This window comes from Streptomyces sp. NPDC057474 (assembly GCF_042802555.1).
Taxonomy (GTDB): domain Bacteria; phylum Actinomycetota; class Actinomycetes; order Streptomycetales; family Streptomycetaceae; genus Streptomyces.
The window spans coordinates 29,635-43,579 of record NZ_JBHVDX010000008.1; the positions used below are offsets into that span (position 1 = coordinate 29,635).

The window sequence follows — 13,945 nt, forward strand, 5'->3', positions numbered from 1 at the left end:
GTCGGCCGGCGCTCCGACGACTCCATCGGGATCCGGCCGCGCCCGGCCGGATCCCGTCGAGACTCCGATCACTTTCGTGTCGCCCACTGGACGACATACCGACCGGTCGGCATCATGAGTCGGGTCCCGGTAAACCGCGTGTAGGAGCGATGATGCACCCAGACCACCCGCCAGGTCTCGATCCCGACCGGCTCCGCGCCCTGCTCGACGCCGAGCGGCCCGGACTCGTGGGCGGTCCGCTCACCGGCCGGCTGATCGAGGGCGGACGGTCGAACCTGACGTACGAGCTCACGGACGGCGCCTCGAAGTGGGTCGTACGACGGCCGCCGCTGGGCCATGTGCTGGCGACCGCGCACGACATGAAGCGCGAGCACCGCGTGATCAGCGCGCTGCACCCGACGAACGTACCCGTGCCGCGTCCTGTGCTGCTCTGCGAGGACGAGGACGTGCTCGGCGCGCCCTTCTACGTCATGGACTTCGTCGAGGGCACCCCGTACCGCACCGCCGAGCAGCTGGCCCCGCTGGGCCCGGAGCGCACCCGGGCCGCCGTGCTGGGACTGGTCGACACCCTCGTCGAGCTGCACGCCGTGGACCCGGCCGAGGTGGGTCTCGCCGACTTCGGGCGCCCGGAGGGCTTCCTGGACCGGCAACTGCGGCGCTGGGGCAAACAGTTGGACGCGTCCCGCAACCGCGAGCTGGCCGGCGTCGACGAGCTGCACGCGGCCCTGGGTCGCCGACTGCCCCACTCCCCCGCCCCGACCGTCGTGCACGGCGACTACCGGCTCGACAACGTGCTGCTCGGCCGGGACGACGAGATCACCGCGATCCTCGACTGGGAGATGTCCACGCTCGGCGATCCGCTCACCGATCTGGGCCTGCTGGTGATGTACAGCGTGCCGCTCGAAACGCCCGATTCCCCCGTCTCCACCACCGCGGCGGCCGCCGGGCACCCGGATCCGGCCGAGATCGTCGAGCGGTACGCGGCGCGCTCGGGCCGTGACGTCTCCTCGGTGTCCTGGTACACGGCGTTCGCGTGGTTCAAGCTCGCCGTGATCCTGGAGGGCATCCACTACCGGTACACACTCGGCCAGACGGTCGGCCGCGGCTTCGACCGCATCGGCGACCTGGTCCCCGTCTTCATCGAACACGGTCTGACGACTCTCCGCGCCGGCTCCCAGGAAGGCTGATCAGCATGGACTTCGCATTCGACGCCCGCACGGAGGAGCTGCGCGCCAAGCTCCTCGCCTTCATGGACGAGTACGTCTACCCGGCGGAGGCCGTGGCCGAGGAGCAGCGGGCCCAGCTGGCCTCGCCGTGGGACACGCCGGCCGTGGTGGAGGAGCTGAAGGCCGAGGCCCGCAGGCAGGGCCTGTGGAACCTCTTCCTGCCCGACTCCGAGTACGGGGCCGGGCTCACCAACCTCCAGTACGCGCCGCTCGCCGAGATCACCGGGCGGTCCCCGCAGTTGGCGCCGACCGCGCTGAACTGCGCCGCGCCCGACACGGGCAACATGGAGGTGCTGAGCCAGTTCGGCGACGAGGCGCAGAAGAAGCAGTGGCTGGAGCCGCTGCTCGCCGGTGAGATCCGCTCGGCCTTCGCGATGACCGAGCCGGAGGTGGCCTCGTCCGACGCCACCAACATCACCACGCTGATCGAGCGGGACGGTGACGACTACGTCGTCAACGGGCGCAAGTGGTACATCTCCGGGGCCATGAACCCGGACTGCCAGATCTTCATCGTCATGGGCAAGACGGACCCGAACGGGGCCGACATCCGGCGTCAGCAGTCGATGATCCTGGTCCCGCGCGACACTCCGGGTGTCACGGTGAAGCGCGCGATGCAGGTGTTCGGCTACGAGGACCACTCCCACGGCGGCCACGCCGAGGTGATCTTCGAGGGTGCGCGCGTGCCGGCGTCGAACCTGATCGGCGAGGAGGGCGGCGGTTTCGCCATCGCCCAGGCGCGGCTCGGGCCCGGGCGTATCCACCACTGCATGCGGCTCATCGGGATGGCCGAGCGGGCGATCGAGCTGATGTGCCGGCGGGCGGTGGCCCGCGAGGCCTTCGGCAAGGCGCTGGCGCAGCAGGGGGTCGTGCACAACTGGATCGCCGATGCGCGGGTGGCCGTGGAACAGTTGCGGCTGCTGGTGCTGAAGACGGCGTGGATGATGGACACGGTGGGCAACAAGGGGGCCCACGCGGAGATCCAGGCGATCAAGATCGCTACGCCGCGGACGGTCGTGGACATCATCGACCGGGCGATTCAGCTGCACGGTGCGGGAGGCGTCAGTCAGGACTTCCCGCTGGCCGAGCTGTACGCGGGGGCGCGGACGCTGATGATCGCGGACGGGCCGGACGAGGTCCATCAGCGGTCGCTCGCCCGGCGGGAGCTGAAGCGGTACGTGTGAGTGTCGAGGGGGGTGCGTTGTCGGGTGCGGGTGAGTGGGGGCTGGTCGCGCAGTTCCCCGCGCCCCTGAAAGACCAGGCCCTGCGGCCCTGAAAGACCAGGCCCTGCGGGCCTGAAAGGCAACGGCCCTGCGGGCCGCTGAAAAGCACTGGGCGCGGCCCCTGCTTTTCAGGGGCGCGGGGAACTGCGCGAGAAGCCCCACCGGGCCCGCACCCGCCGACGCACCGAACCCCCGAGCTCTCAGGCGCGCCCTACGGCCGCAGCGCCCGCAGCAGCAGGTCCGCCAAGTGGTCCGCCACCTCCTGTGGGCCCATCGGGCCACCGGGGCGGTACCACGTCGACAGGTGGTGGACCGAGCCGAAGTGGTAGTCGACCACCAGGTCGGCCGGGGTGGCCCTGGAGAAGACGCCGGCCTCCTGGCCCTCCTCCACGAGCGCGCGGAAGCGTTCGTGGTAGCGGCGGCGTTCGGCGCGGACCTGCTTGTTCTTCTCGGGGCTCAGGTGGTGCATGGACCTGAAGAAGATCATCGCGTCGTCGAGGTTGTCGATGGTGGTGACGACGACATCGGCGGCGGCACCCCGCAGCCGCTCCTCGACGGGCGCGTCGGCCCCCGCGAACGCGTCGAGCCGCTCCTGCTGGATGCGCAGCACGCGCGCGTACACCTCGTGCAGCAGGTCGTCCTTGGAACCGAAGTAGTGGTACAGCGCGCCCTTGGTGACTCCGGCCGCCTCGACGATCTCCTGCACGGAGGTGCGGTCGTAGCCCCGCTCGGCGAAGAGCCGGGTGGCGGCGGCCAGCAACCGCTGCGGGACGGGGGTACCGTCCCCGTCCGTCGTCCTGGGCACTGCCGCCACCTGCCTTCCGAGGTTCTGTTGTCGCCTACTGGTCGCCCGCCGGCCGCCGATCGGTTCCCGACCGGCCGGAATCGGGCGCTCCCGCCGGAGGATCATCCCACTCTCCGGCACCCGTCCGCCGGGCAGGGCCGTCAGCCCGTCGTCTCCCACTTCTGCTGGATGTGGTTCATGTTGGTCAGCCAGCGGTCCGGGTCGGCGGCCCTGGCCTGGTAGAAACCGGCCACCTCGGGGTGCGGCAGGATCAGGAAGCGGTCCTTGTCGATGCCCTCGAAGAGCGCGTCGGCCACGTCCTCCGGCTCGATCGCGGTCGGCGTGAGCACCAGGTCGCCCGCGCTGCCGGAGGCCGTCAGCATGTCGGTGCGCACTCCCTGCGGGCAGATCGCGTGGACCTTGATCCCCCGGTGCCGGTAGGTGAGGGACAACCATTCGGCGAAGGCGTACGCCCCGTGCTTGGTGACGCTGTACGGTGCCGCGCCGATCATCGTGAGCAGCCCCGCCGCCGAGACCGTCGAGACGAAACGCCCGCTGCCCCGCTCCAGCCACGCCGGCAGCAGCTCATGGGCCGCCCGGACATGCGCCATCACGTTCACGTCCCAGGCGAGCGCCCAGACCTTCTCGTCGGCCGCTTCCGTGCCGCCCGAGGCGAGCCCCGCGTTCGCGCAGTACACGTCCACGGTCCCGCCGAGCGCCTCCCGCGCCTCGGCGACGATCGCGGACGCGTCCCCGGGCACCGCGATCCCGCCGATCTCGTCGGCCACGGCCTTGGCCCGGTCCCCGTCGAGGTCGTTCACGACGACCCGGGCACCCTCAGCCGCGAACCGGCGCGCCAGAGCGGCCCCGATCCCGCCACCGGCCCCTGTGACGACCACACCCGCACCCCGCACGACATCCACGATCGTTCTCCCTCGACACGACACACGAACGGCTCCACTCAGACGGCCAGACTAACCGGTCGGTATGCAGCAGAGAAGAGCCACTCGAGCGCACGCCTGGCAGAATCGCCCCGAAGGGGCGCGGGGCTGCACCATGTGCGGCTCCGCCGAGTGGGCGCGACCAGCCGCAACCGCCCCGCAGGTTACGAACCACCGCGGAAGCGCTTAGCTTGCCTGTACGCCGCTTCCCGCGACCGCGACCCGGAGGTCACCCCCATGCACCTCTCCCGCCGCACCTTCCTCGCCGCCTCCACCGCGGCGACCGCGTCCACGGCCGCCACGGCCGGCCTCACCACCGCTCCCCCGGCCGAGGCAGCCGGCCCACGGCTCCGCACCGGCTTCGAGCGCCTCGCACAAGACGGCTACAAACTCCTCGGCGCCCAAAAGGTCGGCATCGTCACCAACCCCACCGGCATCACCAGAGACGCCCGCCACATCGTCGACGCGATGCACGCCGACGACCGCGTGGACCTCAGAGCCGTATTCGGCCCCGAGCACGGCTTTCGCGGCACCGCCCAGGCCGGCGGCTCCGAGGGCCGCCACGACGACCCGGCGACCGGACTGCCGGTCTACGACACGTACCTGAAGAGCGGCCGGCCCCTGGCGGACATCTTCACCGCCTCCGGCGTGGACACGGTCGTCTTCGACATCCAGGACGTGGGCGCCCGCTTCTACACGTACATCTGGACGCTGTACGACTGCATGGAGGCGGCCCAGCTGGCCGGGAAGCGTTTCGTCGTACTGGACCGGCCGAACCCGGTGACCGGGCGGAGCGCTCAGGGGCCCGTGCTGCACAAGGAGTTCGCGACGTTCGTCGGACGGCAGCCGATCTCGCAGGCGCACGGGATGACGGTGGCGGAGCTGGCACGGCTGTTCAACGGCGAGTTTCTCACCACCCCCGTTCCGCTGGACACCGTGCTGATGTCGGGGTGGAAGCGGTCGCGGTTCCACGACGACTCCGGGCTGCCCTGGGTGCCGCCGAGCCCGAACATGCCGACGCCGGACACCGCGCTCGTGTATTCCGGGACGTGTCTCTTCGAGGGGACGAACCTGTCGGAGGGGCGCGGCACCACGCGGCCGTTCGAACTGCTCGGCGCGGAGGGCATCGACCGGCGGTGGGCCGCCGCGGCGAACGAACTCGCCCTGCCCGGCGCGCACTTCAGGGAGGCGTACTTCGCGCCCACGTTCTCCAAGTTCCAGGGCAAGACCATCGGGGGCATACAGATCCATGTCCACGACCGGGCCGCGTACGACCCCGTGCGCACCGGGATCGGCCTCCTCGTGACCGCCAAGAAGGTGTGGAGCGGCTTCGCCTGGCGTCCGGACAACTGGATCGACAAGCTGACCGGTTCGACGCGGGTGCGCACGACGATCGACGCGGGTGCGGACACGGACGAGGTCGTGGCGGGCTGGCAGGAGGAGCTGGCCGCGTTCCGCAGGGTGCGCAAGGAGTATCTGCTGTACCGGTAGCCGGGGCATCAAGGGCATGCGTCCGTGACGTATGGCCATCCTTCGCCGTTGGCAGGACCATGCGCCTGAGCGCATTGCCAACGGGGGCCGAAGGGGGCTCGTCATGGCGGATCCGGAAATGAGCGTGACTCCCTACTGGGAGCTGACCTTCGACGCGGACGGGGACGTGGACGCCGGTCAGCGGGACCGGCTGCTCGACGGGGTCGGGAAGCGCGCAGTCGTGGACCTGGTCGTCTTCGCGCACGGCTGGAACAGTGACCGGTCCGGCGCGACCCGGCTCTACAGCCGCTTCCTCGCCCCGTTCCCGGCGCTCGCGCCGCACGCGAAGCTGGGGTACGTGGGCGTGCTGTGGCCCTCGATGCGGTTCTCGGACGAGCCGATCCCGGACATCAAGCCGGTCCCGGCCGTGGCGCCCAGCCGCCCCGTGCTCGACAAGAACACCCGGCACGCGCTGTTGGAGATCTTCCCCGGGCGGGCCACCGTCGTCGAGCAGCTCGCGCGGCTGCTGGACCAACGGCCGGACGACGATGCCTCGTTGGAGGAGTTCGGGCGGCTCGTACGGCTGCTGGTGGAGGTGCCGCCGCAGGGGCCGCAGGGCGCGTTCACGGCGGACACCCTCACGGAGGGGGTCCCCGAGGGCATGCCCAGGATGCTGTGCGGGGACGCGGTGACGGTGTGCGCGGACTTCGCGGCGGCGCTGGCGGAGGTCGAGGGCACGGGGGTGATGACCGGGGCCGCCGTCACCCCGCCGCAGGCCTGGGACGGCGCCCATGAACTCCTGCGCCAGGCGACGTACTTCGCGATGAAGCGCCGGGCGGGCACGGTCGGCGAGCGTGGGCTCGGGCGGCTGCTCGGGCAGCTCGCGCGGACGGCACCGAACGTACGGGTGCACCTCGTCGGGCACAGTTTCGGCGCGCGTCTCGTGTCGTTCGCGCTGCGCGGGCTGCCCGAAGGGGTGCACACCCTGAAATCGGTGACGCTCCTTCAGGCAGCTTTCTCCCACTACGCGTTCGCGGCGCGGCTGCCCCACGACACACGCGCGAGCGGTGTTCTGAACGGCCGGCAGAAGCGTATCGACGGCCCGTTGGTGTGCTGCCACTCCAAGCACGACTCGGCGCTCGGCACGATCTATCCGCTGGCCTCCCGCATGGCGGGCGACGCGCGCACGGTGCTGGGCCTGAGCGTGAACAGCCTCCTTGGCGCCAAGTGGGGTGCCCTCGGCTACGGCGGCATCCAGGCAGTGCAGGGCACCCGGTCGTTCAGGCTGGCCGACGCCCTCAAGGCCCAACTGCCGACAGCGGGCTGTGTGAACATCGACGCCTCGGCGGTGGTGAAGCGGGGCGGCGCACCGTCCGGGGCGCACAGCGACATCTGCCACCGGGAACTCGCCCGGGTGGTACTGGCGGCGGGCCGTATCGCGTGACATCGGCCCACCGCCAGTCGGACGTCACCTGTGTGAGGTGAACTCCACCACCTGCTGGTAGGTCGGCCGGTTCTGCCAGCTGATCTTGTTGTGCTTGATACCGCCCAGGGGCTGCTGGATGATCGAGTCGGCGCACCACTGGTCGCCCGCCGAGCAGTACTCGTCGCCGGGGTAGACCTGCGCGGCGGTCTTGCCGGCCGCCTCCTTGAGAGTGTTGATCAGGAGAGTGCGGCAGGCGCTGAGGCTGCCACCGCCGCAGTACTCGTTCGCCAACGGGCCCTGTACCGATTCACCCAGCACCGAGCGGATGTCCTTGTCGACGTAGCTCCACCAGCCGAACTGGAAGGAGCTGCCTGCGTGGGAGCCGGTCGGGCCGTGCGCGGCCGACGGGGACTCGTCGATGGGGAGGTTGGCGGTGATGGCGGTGTACAGATCGGTGCCGAGGCCGGGTTCGAACTCGGCCTTCACCAGCAGCGGCCACCAGGCGTCCAGGACACGGATCGCCTCGGCGTTGGCGTAGGTCTTCGAGCCGGCAGAGGTCTCCGTGCGTTTGGAGCCGGAGGTGACCCAGGTCTGGAGCTTGGTGACCGCCGCGGCGGCCGTGGAGTCCGTGACCGTGCTGCTGTTGATGACCTTCAGCAGATCGGGGACCACGTCCTCGGCCCGCAGGTCGGCGAGGCCCGCCTCTGCCATGGCCTTCGTCAGTGAGGCCCGGGTGACTCCGCCCGCGGCGACCAGCCGTTTCACCCGGTCGTCGAGGAGGTTGCCGCGGTGGACGGAGCCGTTGCCCCAGGGGGCGGTGGTGTAGTCCGCGGCCTGCTTGTTGTTCCAGGAGATGTAGTAGTCCTGGTCGGTGGAGTTGGGGTGGGCGGAGGGCGCGGTGTAGTCGGCGGTGTTGGTGGCGGGGTTCCAGTTCCGCCACTCGTTGGCCGCTTGTGCCCAGGCCGGGAACTCGGGGTCGACGTTCGCGGCGCGCACCGGGTTGTCGCCGCTGTTGTAGTACGCGGTGCGGGTGGAGTCGGCGTAGAACCAGTTGAAGGTGTAGTTGATGTTCTGGACGGCCTTCTGGAAGGTCTCCGGGCCCTTGACGTAGTCCGGGTCGTTCAGCATCTGGAAGCCGATGATCGACTCGGCCTCGTTCAGGTACGAGGAGCGCAGGGTGGTGTAGGCGACCTTCTTCCCGTCGACCGTGGCCCGGTGCGTGACGGGGCCGTACTTGGTGCGCCAGACCTGCATGCGGTACGAGCCGGCCGGGGTGTCGTCGGCGGTGCTGGGCTTCCAGGCGTTGGTCTGCTCGATCTTCTCCATGGCCGTGCAGGTGCCGCGGTACAGGTAATGGACGTCGTCCTGGCACAGCTCGACGGCGTACGAGTCGATGATGTCCTGGCCGGAGGTGGTGGCGCTCCAGGCGTAGTCCTGGCCCCGGCCGAGTTCGATGTACATGCTCAGGCCCGCGAAGGAGGCGCCGCGGGCGCTGATGCCCGGCCCCTGGATCTCCTGGAGCATGAGCAACTGCGGGGCGAAGTAGCCTGTTTGGGGTCCGAAGACGGCGATGGGGCGGCCGCTCGCGGTGTGCTCGCCGCTGACGACGAGGGCGTTGGACATGCCGCGCCGGGCGGAGCTGAGGGCGCTGTCGGTGGCCTCGGCCGAGACGCTCGTGGAGGCGGCCGTGGCCGCGCTGCCGGTGCGGTCGTGGACGAGTGGCTCCTCGGTGACCGTGCCGTCGTCGGGGAGGGCCATGCCCTGCGGGTTCGCGGGCTTGGTGGCGTACGGGAAGCTGCCGTCGTGGACGGTGAGGGCGGCCTCGGGGTCGTTGCGCTCGCGGAAGGACTCCCAGACCTCGGTGCCCTCGGTGACGCCGTACTTCTCCTGGGCGGCCAGCAGGGACAGGGCGTTGTTGACCTCGCCGCCGCCTCCTGAGCCGAAGAGGGCGCCGATGACGGAGGCCAGGGCGACCAGGTCCGTGGGCTTGAACTTCTCGATGGTGCCGGCGTTGGTGACGGAGTCCTTGTGGCCGGTCAGGATGTACTCACCGGGGAAGTAGCGGCCGCTGTCGGAGGCGTCGATGTAGGCGTTGATCCCGGCGACGTAGGCGTTGACGTCGGCGAGGGCCAGCTGCCCGCGCTCGCCGTTGGTGGCCACCGCCTTGTCGATCTGGGCCTGGAGGTCGGCCTCGGTGTAGGGGGCGTGGCGCCAGAACTCCTGCTCCAGGCCCTGGTTGGACTCGGCGCCGCCCGCGAACGGGGTCAGCTTCCCGCGGCCGACGTGCCGGAAGACGTCCATCAGCCACAGCCGGTCCTGGGCGGCGGCGTAGCCCGCGCCGAACTCGGTGCCGTAGCGGGTGGTGCCCGTGATGTGCGGCACACCGGTCTTCTTGTCGCGGACGATGGTGACGTCGGTGCGGCCGGCCGGGTTCAGGGTGGAGGCGACCTGGTCGGAGGCGACGCCGAAGGAGGCGTCGTTGAAGAAGGTGTTGATCGTGGAGTTGGTGAGGCCCGAGTAGCCGGTGGCCAGGTTGTTGTAGGGGCCGAGCTGGTTGCTCGCGTTCTCCGGCATGGAGCCGAAGGCCTGGTTGAGGAGGATCTGGGCGAGGGTCGCGTTGCCGTTCTGGCCGGGCGGCAGGATGTCGGAGCACTGTCCGCCGCAGTGGTCGGTCACCGCTGCCGCCTCGACGGCGCCGGTGTCGGCGGCCGCCGCTGGGGAAGCCGGGGAAAGAGGCGACAAAAGACCGGCAACGAGTGCGCATATCGAAGCGGCCTTGAGGAACTCCGGGAATCTACGGGGAGTTCTCAGTCTGTCCGGTGCGTTGCGTGAGGTGCGTGGGGTGCGCCAGGGCATGGCAGCTCCTCCCGACGGGGGTGGGCCGGATGTTACCGCCGGTATCCCCGGCTTTGAAGATGAACATGCGTCACGTTTTTGCGATCACCGCCGCCGGACAGGTGACTGACAGCGTGAACAGGTACTCAGAAGTAGTCGTAAGCAGACAAGAAGAAGTCAGAGACAGTCAGGCGTAGGCAGGAACGGTCCGTGAACGGCTCAGTAGACGACTTATGGAGGTCATCGGAAATCGGATGGAGCCGAATCGCGTGTCGATACGTCTATTCGGCGACGTCCCGACGACGACGCCGAAGTGACCGAAGTACAGGTGCAGGTGTGACGGAGGTGCAGGGCGATGGCGGGTTTCCGAAGTCTGGCAAGACAGGTGCGAGATCCCAGGTGCGACCTGGCACTGCGGCGTTATTCGCTGCGCAAGTGCCTTGAAAGGTTCGCCCCCTACGGGCATCGGGCGACCTGGGACCACTTGTGCTCACGGGCCGGGTTCGGCCCCGAGGACCGCAACCCCGACCCAGCGCGGCTCGTGGCCGCACTGGAGGAGTTGGAGGAGGCCCGCTCCGTCTGGCTCGACTACGAGGTGCAGTTCGCGCAGCGGCGCAAGAAGGAGAAGCACGACGGGCTGCGCAGGCCGGGCAGTGTCGACGACTGGCACCGGCTGACCTGGGGCGGGTTCGGAGTCGCCTGGTGCGACGACCCGAAGGTCCATCCCCATGAACCGATGGCGGAGGTGCTGCGCCGGCTCATCGCCGCGCTGGAGCGCGAACCGGGCGCGGCCTGCCCGGTGTGCGAGGGCGAGCGCCTCGTCTGGATGTACGACCTGGCCCACGAACCGTCCTCGGGCCCGGTCTGCACGGAGTGCGGAATCGTGGTGCCACGACCGGTGCTCACAGCCGAGGCCCTGGCGGAGTCCAGGCGCGGACGGCTGCTGATCTCGGCGTAGCGCGACGGGGGTGCGCCGGGGATGCCGCACCCCCGTGTATATGCGTGTACGACGTGGAACGGCGTGATGACTACGGATTCTTGACGTCCGTGTGGATGGCGAGCTTGAACTCCGCGAGGGTGAGCGTCGTGGCCCGCTTGGTGTCCCCCGCCCCACGCGCGGATATCTTCAGGCCGAGCGGCATGCCCTTGTGCACGAACATCTGCCACATGTAGGTGCGGAACTGGCCGCCCCGGGTGAGCGCGCTGTCCGTCGTGCCCGTCGAGTCGTACTTCTTCTTCGTCAGGTTCAGCGGATCGCGCACGAAGCGGGCCCGGTACTCCAGCGTCTTGGGGTCCGCCTCCCAGAACACCATCGCCGACAGCACGCCCCAGCCGTCGTGGCTGGGCCAGATCAGTCCGGAGCGCGGGTCGGGGAACTTCGACGCGGTGTCGCCGCCGTTCGCCGGGTCGTGCATCTTCCAAGGGTCGTACGACTCCTCGGTCTTGTCGTACGGGAAGCGCACCAGGTGGTAGCCGTCCGAGTCGTAGGTGATCTTCTGCACGCCCGAGTGCGCCTTCTCCCACTTCAGCGAACATATGACGACGCTCATCGGCGCCCCTTCCCCTTGCCATAGGGCATGCCGCCTCGCCCCCTCCGTGTTCATGACACAGTCTCCGCGAAAGCGGTTGCCCGGGAGAGGCGACCCGCCGGGGCACCGTCAGTCGATACCAAGGCCGTGTGCAGGTCCCGCGGAGACCAACACTCGTCGTACGGGAGGGCGATGAGGGCGACACGTGCGGCGAGGGCCGACTCGCCCAGGGCGGCCAGCCGGGCGGAGGCGTCCCGGATCAGCCACGACCCGAGTTCCTGTACGCCACGGTCCGGGCGTGGTCGTACCAGTGGAGCGGCGAATCGTCATCGAGCAGTTGGCGGACCCAGGCACGCGCCCGGTTCACGAGGTGGGCGTCGGCCACGGGATGTACCGGCCACCGGTCGAGGAAGACCGTCGCCGATCCGCCGATGCCGGCACTGGTCTCCAGTACGTCGTCGAGCGAGTACGGCGGCTCCGGCGTCAGCAGCATCCCCTCCCACCACGCGTACAGGAACGCCGCGATGGCAGCGGCCTGGTCGGCGGGCCACATGCGCCAGTCCGTCCGGCTCAGCCCCCGTGTCCGCGGACCGAAGATCGCGACCCTACCAGCCGCAAATCACCTCGCTCCACCCCTTTCCCGTACGGACAGTTGGGGGCGATGAAACAGCCCTGAGAACACCCAGGAACCGAGGAGAGCCCCGATGTCGACGCTGCGTGTCACCGCCGAAGTGCTGACGATCCACGAACACCCGAACGCCGACGCACTCGAACTGGCCCAGGTCGGCCTGTACCGAGCCGTCGTGGCCAAGGGCGCGTACCGCACCGGTGACCATGCCGTCTACATCCCGGAGCAGTCCGTGCTCCCGGCCGCGCTGATCGAGGAACTGGGGCTGACCGGACGGCTCGCGGGGAGCAAGTCGGACCGGGTGAAGGCGGTACGGCTGCGGGGCGAGCTGTCGCAGGGGATCGTCTGCCGCCCGCGGGCGCTCGCGGACGTGGATCTCACGGCCGCCGTCACGGACGGCACGGACTTCGCGGAACGGCTCGGCATCGTCAAATGGGTGCCGCCGATCCCGCCCACGATGAGCGGCGAGGTCGAGTCGGCGCCGGATCTGCTGCCCTGGGTCGACATCGAGAACATCCAGCGCTATCCCGACATCTTCACGCCCGGCGAGCGGATCGTCCTGACGGAGAAGCTGCACGGAACGGCCTGCCTGGTGACGTACTTCGCCGAGGACGGCCGCGTCCAGGTGTCCTCGAAGGGCTTCGGCTCGAAGTCCCTCGCGCTGAAGGAGGACCCGCGCAACCTGTACTGGCGCGCCGTCCACGGGCACAAGGTCGCCGAGGCCTCGGCCCGGCTCGCCGAGCGGCTCGGGGCGCGCCGGGTCGGGATCTTCGGCGAGGTGTACGGCGCCGGGGTGCAGGACCTGTCGTACGGCGCCGACGGCCGTCGCGACACGCTCGGGTACGCCGTGTTCGACGTCTCCGCCGAGATCGACGGCCGGGTCCGCTGGCTGGACCCGGCGGAGCTGTCCGAACAGCTCGACGGCGAACTGCCGTTGGTGCCGAGGCTGTACGAGGGCCCGTACGCCATCGACCGGGTGCTGGAGGTGGCCACCGGCCGGGAGACGGTCTCCGGGCGCGATCTGCATCTGCGCGAGGGTGTCGTGATCCGGCCGGCCACCGAGCGGTACAGCCCCGTGACCGGCGGGCGGGCCGTCGCGAAGGCGGTCAGCCCGGCGTATCTGACCCGTAAGGGCGGCACCGAGTACGATTGAACCGCCAGCCCCCCGCGGGATCTTCGGGGGGCTCGTGGGGCCCGGGAGCCCGGGAGTTGCTCAACGGCAGCTCCCGGGCTCCTCCTGTTCCTGTTCGACCGTCCGCCGCGACGGCTCCCGTGCCCCCTGCGGTACCTCCTGCGGTGTCTCCCGCCGGGCGTCGGCGGCCGGGCGCTCGACCAGGAGGCGGGAGCCGCTCTGCCGTTCGCCGAAGACGTCGTCGGGGTTGGACAGCACACAGGTGGCCAGGGACAGACAGCCGCAGCCGATGCAGTCGGTGAGGTGGTCGCGCAGCCGGTTGAGCTGCTTGATCCGCTCGTCCAGCTCGGACCGCCAGACCTCGGAGAGATGGGCCCAGTCCTCGCGGGTCGGCGTCCGCTCCTCGGGCAGCTCGGCGAGCGCCTCGCGGATCGTGGCGAGCGGGATACCGACGCGCTGGGCGGCACGGACGAAGGCGACGCGGCGCAGGGTGTCCCGGCTGTAGCGGCGCTGGTTGCCCGTGGTGCGGCGGCTGCTGATCAGCCCCTTGGACTCGTAGAAGTGCAGCGCGGAGACGGCGGCACCGCTACGGGCCGACAGCTGGCCGACGGTCAACTCGTGGATCTTCTCAGGGATCTGGGGCACCCCTCCGAGCCTACCCATACCCGATAGGGTCGCGGTCCGTTGACAGGGGCCGCGCGGCCGACCATGCTAAGCAGTTGCTTAGGCATGTGGGACTCGCATGCCGGACATG

At 70.0% G+C, this 13,945-nt stretch carries 12 protein-coding genes; 6 read left to right on the plus strand and 6 right to left on the minus strand.

Annotated elements, in window-relative coordinates; genetic code table 11:
• The first annotated feature begins 152 nt into the window (after positions 1-152).
• Both ACFU53_RS03655 and ACFU53_RS03660 read left to right on the plus strand, forming a co-directional pair.
• Positions 153-1,187, plus strand: a complete 1,035-nt coding sequence (locus ACFU53_RS03655) for a phosphotransferase family protein (protein ID WP_383985778.1) — start codon at positions 153-155, stop codon at positions 1,185-1,187.
• A 5-nt stretch (positions 1,188-1,192) separates the two neighbouring features.
• On the plus strand, positions 1,193-2,407 hold the full coding sequence (locus tag ACFU53_RS03660; RefSeq protein WP_383985669.1) for an acyl-CoA dehydrogenase family protein: 1,215 nt from the start codon (positions 1,193-1,195) through the stop codon (positions 2,405-2,407).
• A 250-nt stretch (positions 2,408-2,657) separates the two neighbouring features.
• Here the strand turns inward: ACFU53_RS03660 and ACFU53_RS03665 are convergent, their stop codons facing one another.
• Positions 2,658-3,251 carry a TetR/AcrR family transcriptional regulator gene (locus ACFU53_RS03665; protein ID WP_383985671.1) on the minus strand — a complete coding sequence of 198 codons (594 nt, stop codon included), beginning with the start codon at positions 3,249-3,251 and terminating at the stop codon, positions 2,658-2,660.
• Between the two features lie 140 nt (positions 3,252-3,391).
• Positions 3,392-4,156, minus strand: a complete 765-nt coding sequence (locus ACFU53_RS03670) for an SDR family oxidoreductase (protein ID WP_383985780.1) — start codon at positions 4,154-4,156, stop codon at positions 3,392-3,394.
• 252 nt (positions 4,157-4,408) lie between these two features.
• Here ACFU53_RS03670 and ACFU53_RS03675 point away from each other — a divergent pair, with 252 nt between their 5' ends.
• Together ACFU53_RS03675 and ACFU53_RS03680 are read left to right on the plus strand one after the other, a co-directional pair.
• Positions 4,409-5,662, plus strand: a complete 1,254-nt coding sequence (locus tag ACFU53_RS03675; protein WP_383985673.1) for an exo-beta-N-acetylmuramidase NamZ domain-containing protein — start codon at positions 4,409-4,411, stop codon at positions 5,660-5,662.
• Positions 5,663-5,765: 103 nt separating this feature from the next.
• Complete coding sequence (locus ACFU53_RS03680) at positions 5,766-7,085, plus strand: serine-threonine protein kinase (protein ID WP_383985675.1); 1,320 nt, start codon at positions 5,766-5,768, stop codon at positions 7,083-7,085.
• A 24-nt stretch (positions 7,086-7,109) separates the two neighbouring features.
• Here ACFU53_RS03680 and ACFU53_RS03685 read toward each other — a convergent pair whose 3' ends face one another.
• Complete coding sequence (locus ACFU53_RS03685) at positions 7,110-9,923, minus strand: penicillin acylase family protein (RefSeq protein ID WP_383985677.1); 2,814 nt, start codon at positions 9,921-9,923, stop codon at positions 7,110-7,112.
• 334 nt (positions 9,924-10,257) lie between these two features.
• Between ACFU53_RS03685 and ACFU53_RS03690 the strand changes: the two genes are divergently transcribed.
• Positions 10,258-10,860 carry a hypothetical protein gene (locus ACFU53_RS03690; RefSeq protein WP_383985679.1) on the plus strand — a complete coding sequence of 201 codons (603 nt, stop codon included), beginning with the start codon at positions 10,258-10,260 and terminating at the stop codon, positions 10,858-10,860.
• A gap of 70 nt (positions 10,861-10,930) precedes the next feature.
• On the opposite strand, the gene ACFU53_RS03695 is transcribed toward ACFU53_RS03690, so the two are convergent.
• Both ACFU53_RS03695 and ACFU53_RS03700 read right to left on the minus strand, forming a co-directional pair.
• Positions 10,931-11,452: a hypothetical protein gene (locus ACFU53_RS03695; RefSeq protein ID WP_383985681.1), complete on the minus strand. Its 522-nt coding sequence runs from the start codon at positions 11,450-11,452 to the stop codon at positions 10,931-10,933.
• 238 nt (positions 11,453-11,690) lie between these two features.
• The gene (locus ACFU53_RS03700) at positions 11,691-11,984 is read right to left on the minus strand and encodes a hypothetical protein (protein ID WP_383985683.1); all 294 of its coding nucleotides are present in this window, start codon (positions 11,982-11,984) and stop codon (positions 11,691-11,693) included.
• A 151-nt stretch (positions 11,985-12,135) separates the two neighbouring features.
• Between ACFU53_RS03700 and ACFU53_RS03705 the strand changes: the two genes are divergently transcribed.
• Positions 12,136-13,212 (plus strand): RNA ligase (ATP), encoded by a 1,077-nt coding sequence (locus ACFU53_RS03705; protein ID WP_383985684.1) that lies wholly within the window; start codon positions 12,136-12,138, stop codon positions 13,210-13,212.
• Positions 13,213-13,272: 60 nt separating this feature from the next.
• On the opposite strand, the gene soxR is transcribed toward ACFU53_RS03705, so the two are convergent.
• Positions 13,273-13,836 carry a redox-sensitive transcriptional activator SoxR gene (soxR, locus tag ACFU53_RS03710; protein ID WP_383985686.1) on the minus strand — a complete coding sequence of 188 codons (564 nt, stop codon included), beginning with the start codon at positions 13,834-13,836 and terminating at the stop codon, positions 13,273-13,275.
• Between the last annotated feature and the right edge of the window lie 109 nt (positions 13,837-13,945).

Excerpts from the sequence above, each read along its gene's own strand:
- ACFU53_RS03655 (WP_383985778.1), top strand. The coding sequence starts at position 153 with ATGCACCCAGACCACCCGCCAGGTCTCGATCCCGACCGGCTCCGCGCC.
- ACFU53_RS03660 (WP_383985669.1), top strand. The coding sequence starts at position 1,193 with ATGGACTTCGCATTCGACGCCCGCACGGAGGAGCTGCGCGCCAAGCTC.
- ACFU53_RS03675 (WP_383985673.1), top strand. The coding sequence starts at position 4,409 with ATGCACCTCTCCCGCCGCACCTTCCTCGCCGCCTCCACCGCGGCGACC.
- ACFU53_RS03680 (WP_383985675.1), top strand. The coding sequence starts at position 5,766 with ATGGCGGATCCGGAAATGAGCGTGACTCCCTACTGGGAGCTGACCTTC.
- ACFU53_RS03685 (WP_383985677.1), bottom strand. The coding sequence starts at position 9,923 with ATGCCCTGGCGCACCCCACGCACCTCACGCAACGCACCGGACAGACTG.
- ACFU53_RS03690 (WP_383985679.1), top strand. The coding sequence starts at position 10,258 with ATGGCGGGTTTCCGAAGTCTGGCAAGACAGGTGCGAGATCCCAGGTGC.
- ACFU53_RS03695 (WP_383985681.1), bottom strand. The coding sequence starts at position 11,452 with ATGAGCGTCGTCATATGTTCGCTGAAGTGGGAGAAGGCGCACTCGGGC.
- ACFU53_RS03700 (WP_383985683.1), bottom strand. The coding sequence starts at position 11,984 with ATGTGGCCCGCCGACCAGGCCGCTGCCATCGCGGCGTTCCTGTACGCG.
- ACFU53_RS03705 (WP_383985684.1), top strand. The coding sequence starts at position 12,136 with ATGTCGACGCTGCGTGTCACCGCCGAAGTGCTGACGATCCACGAACAC.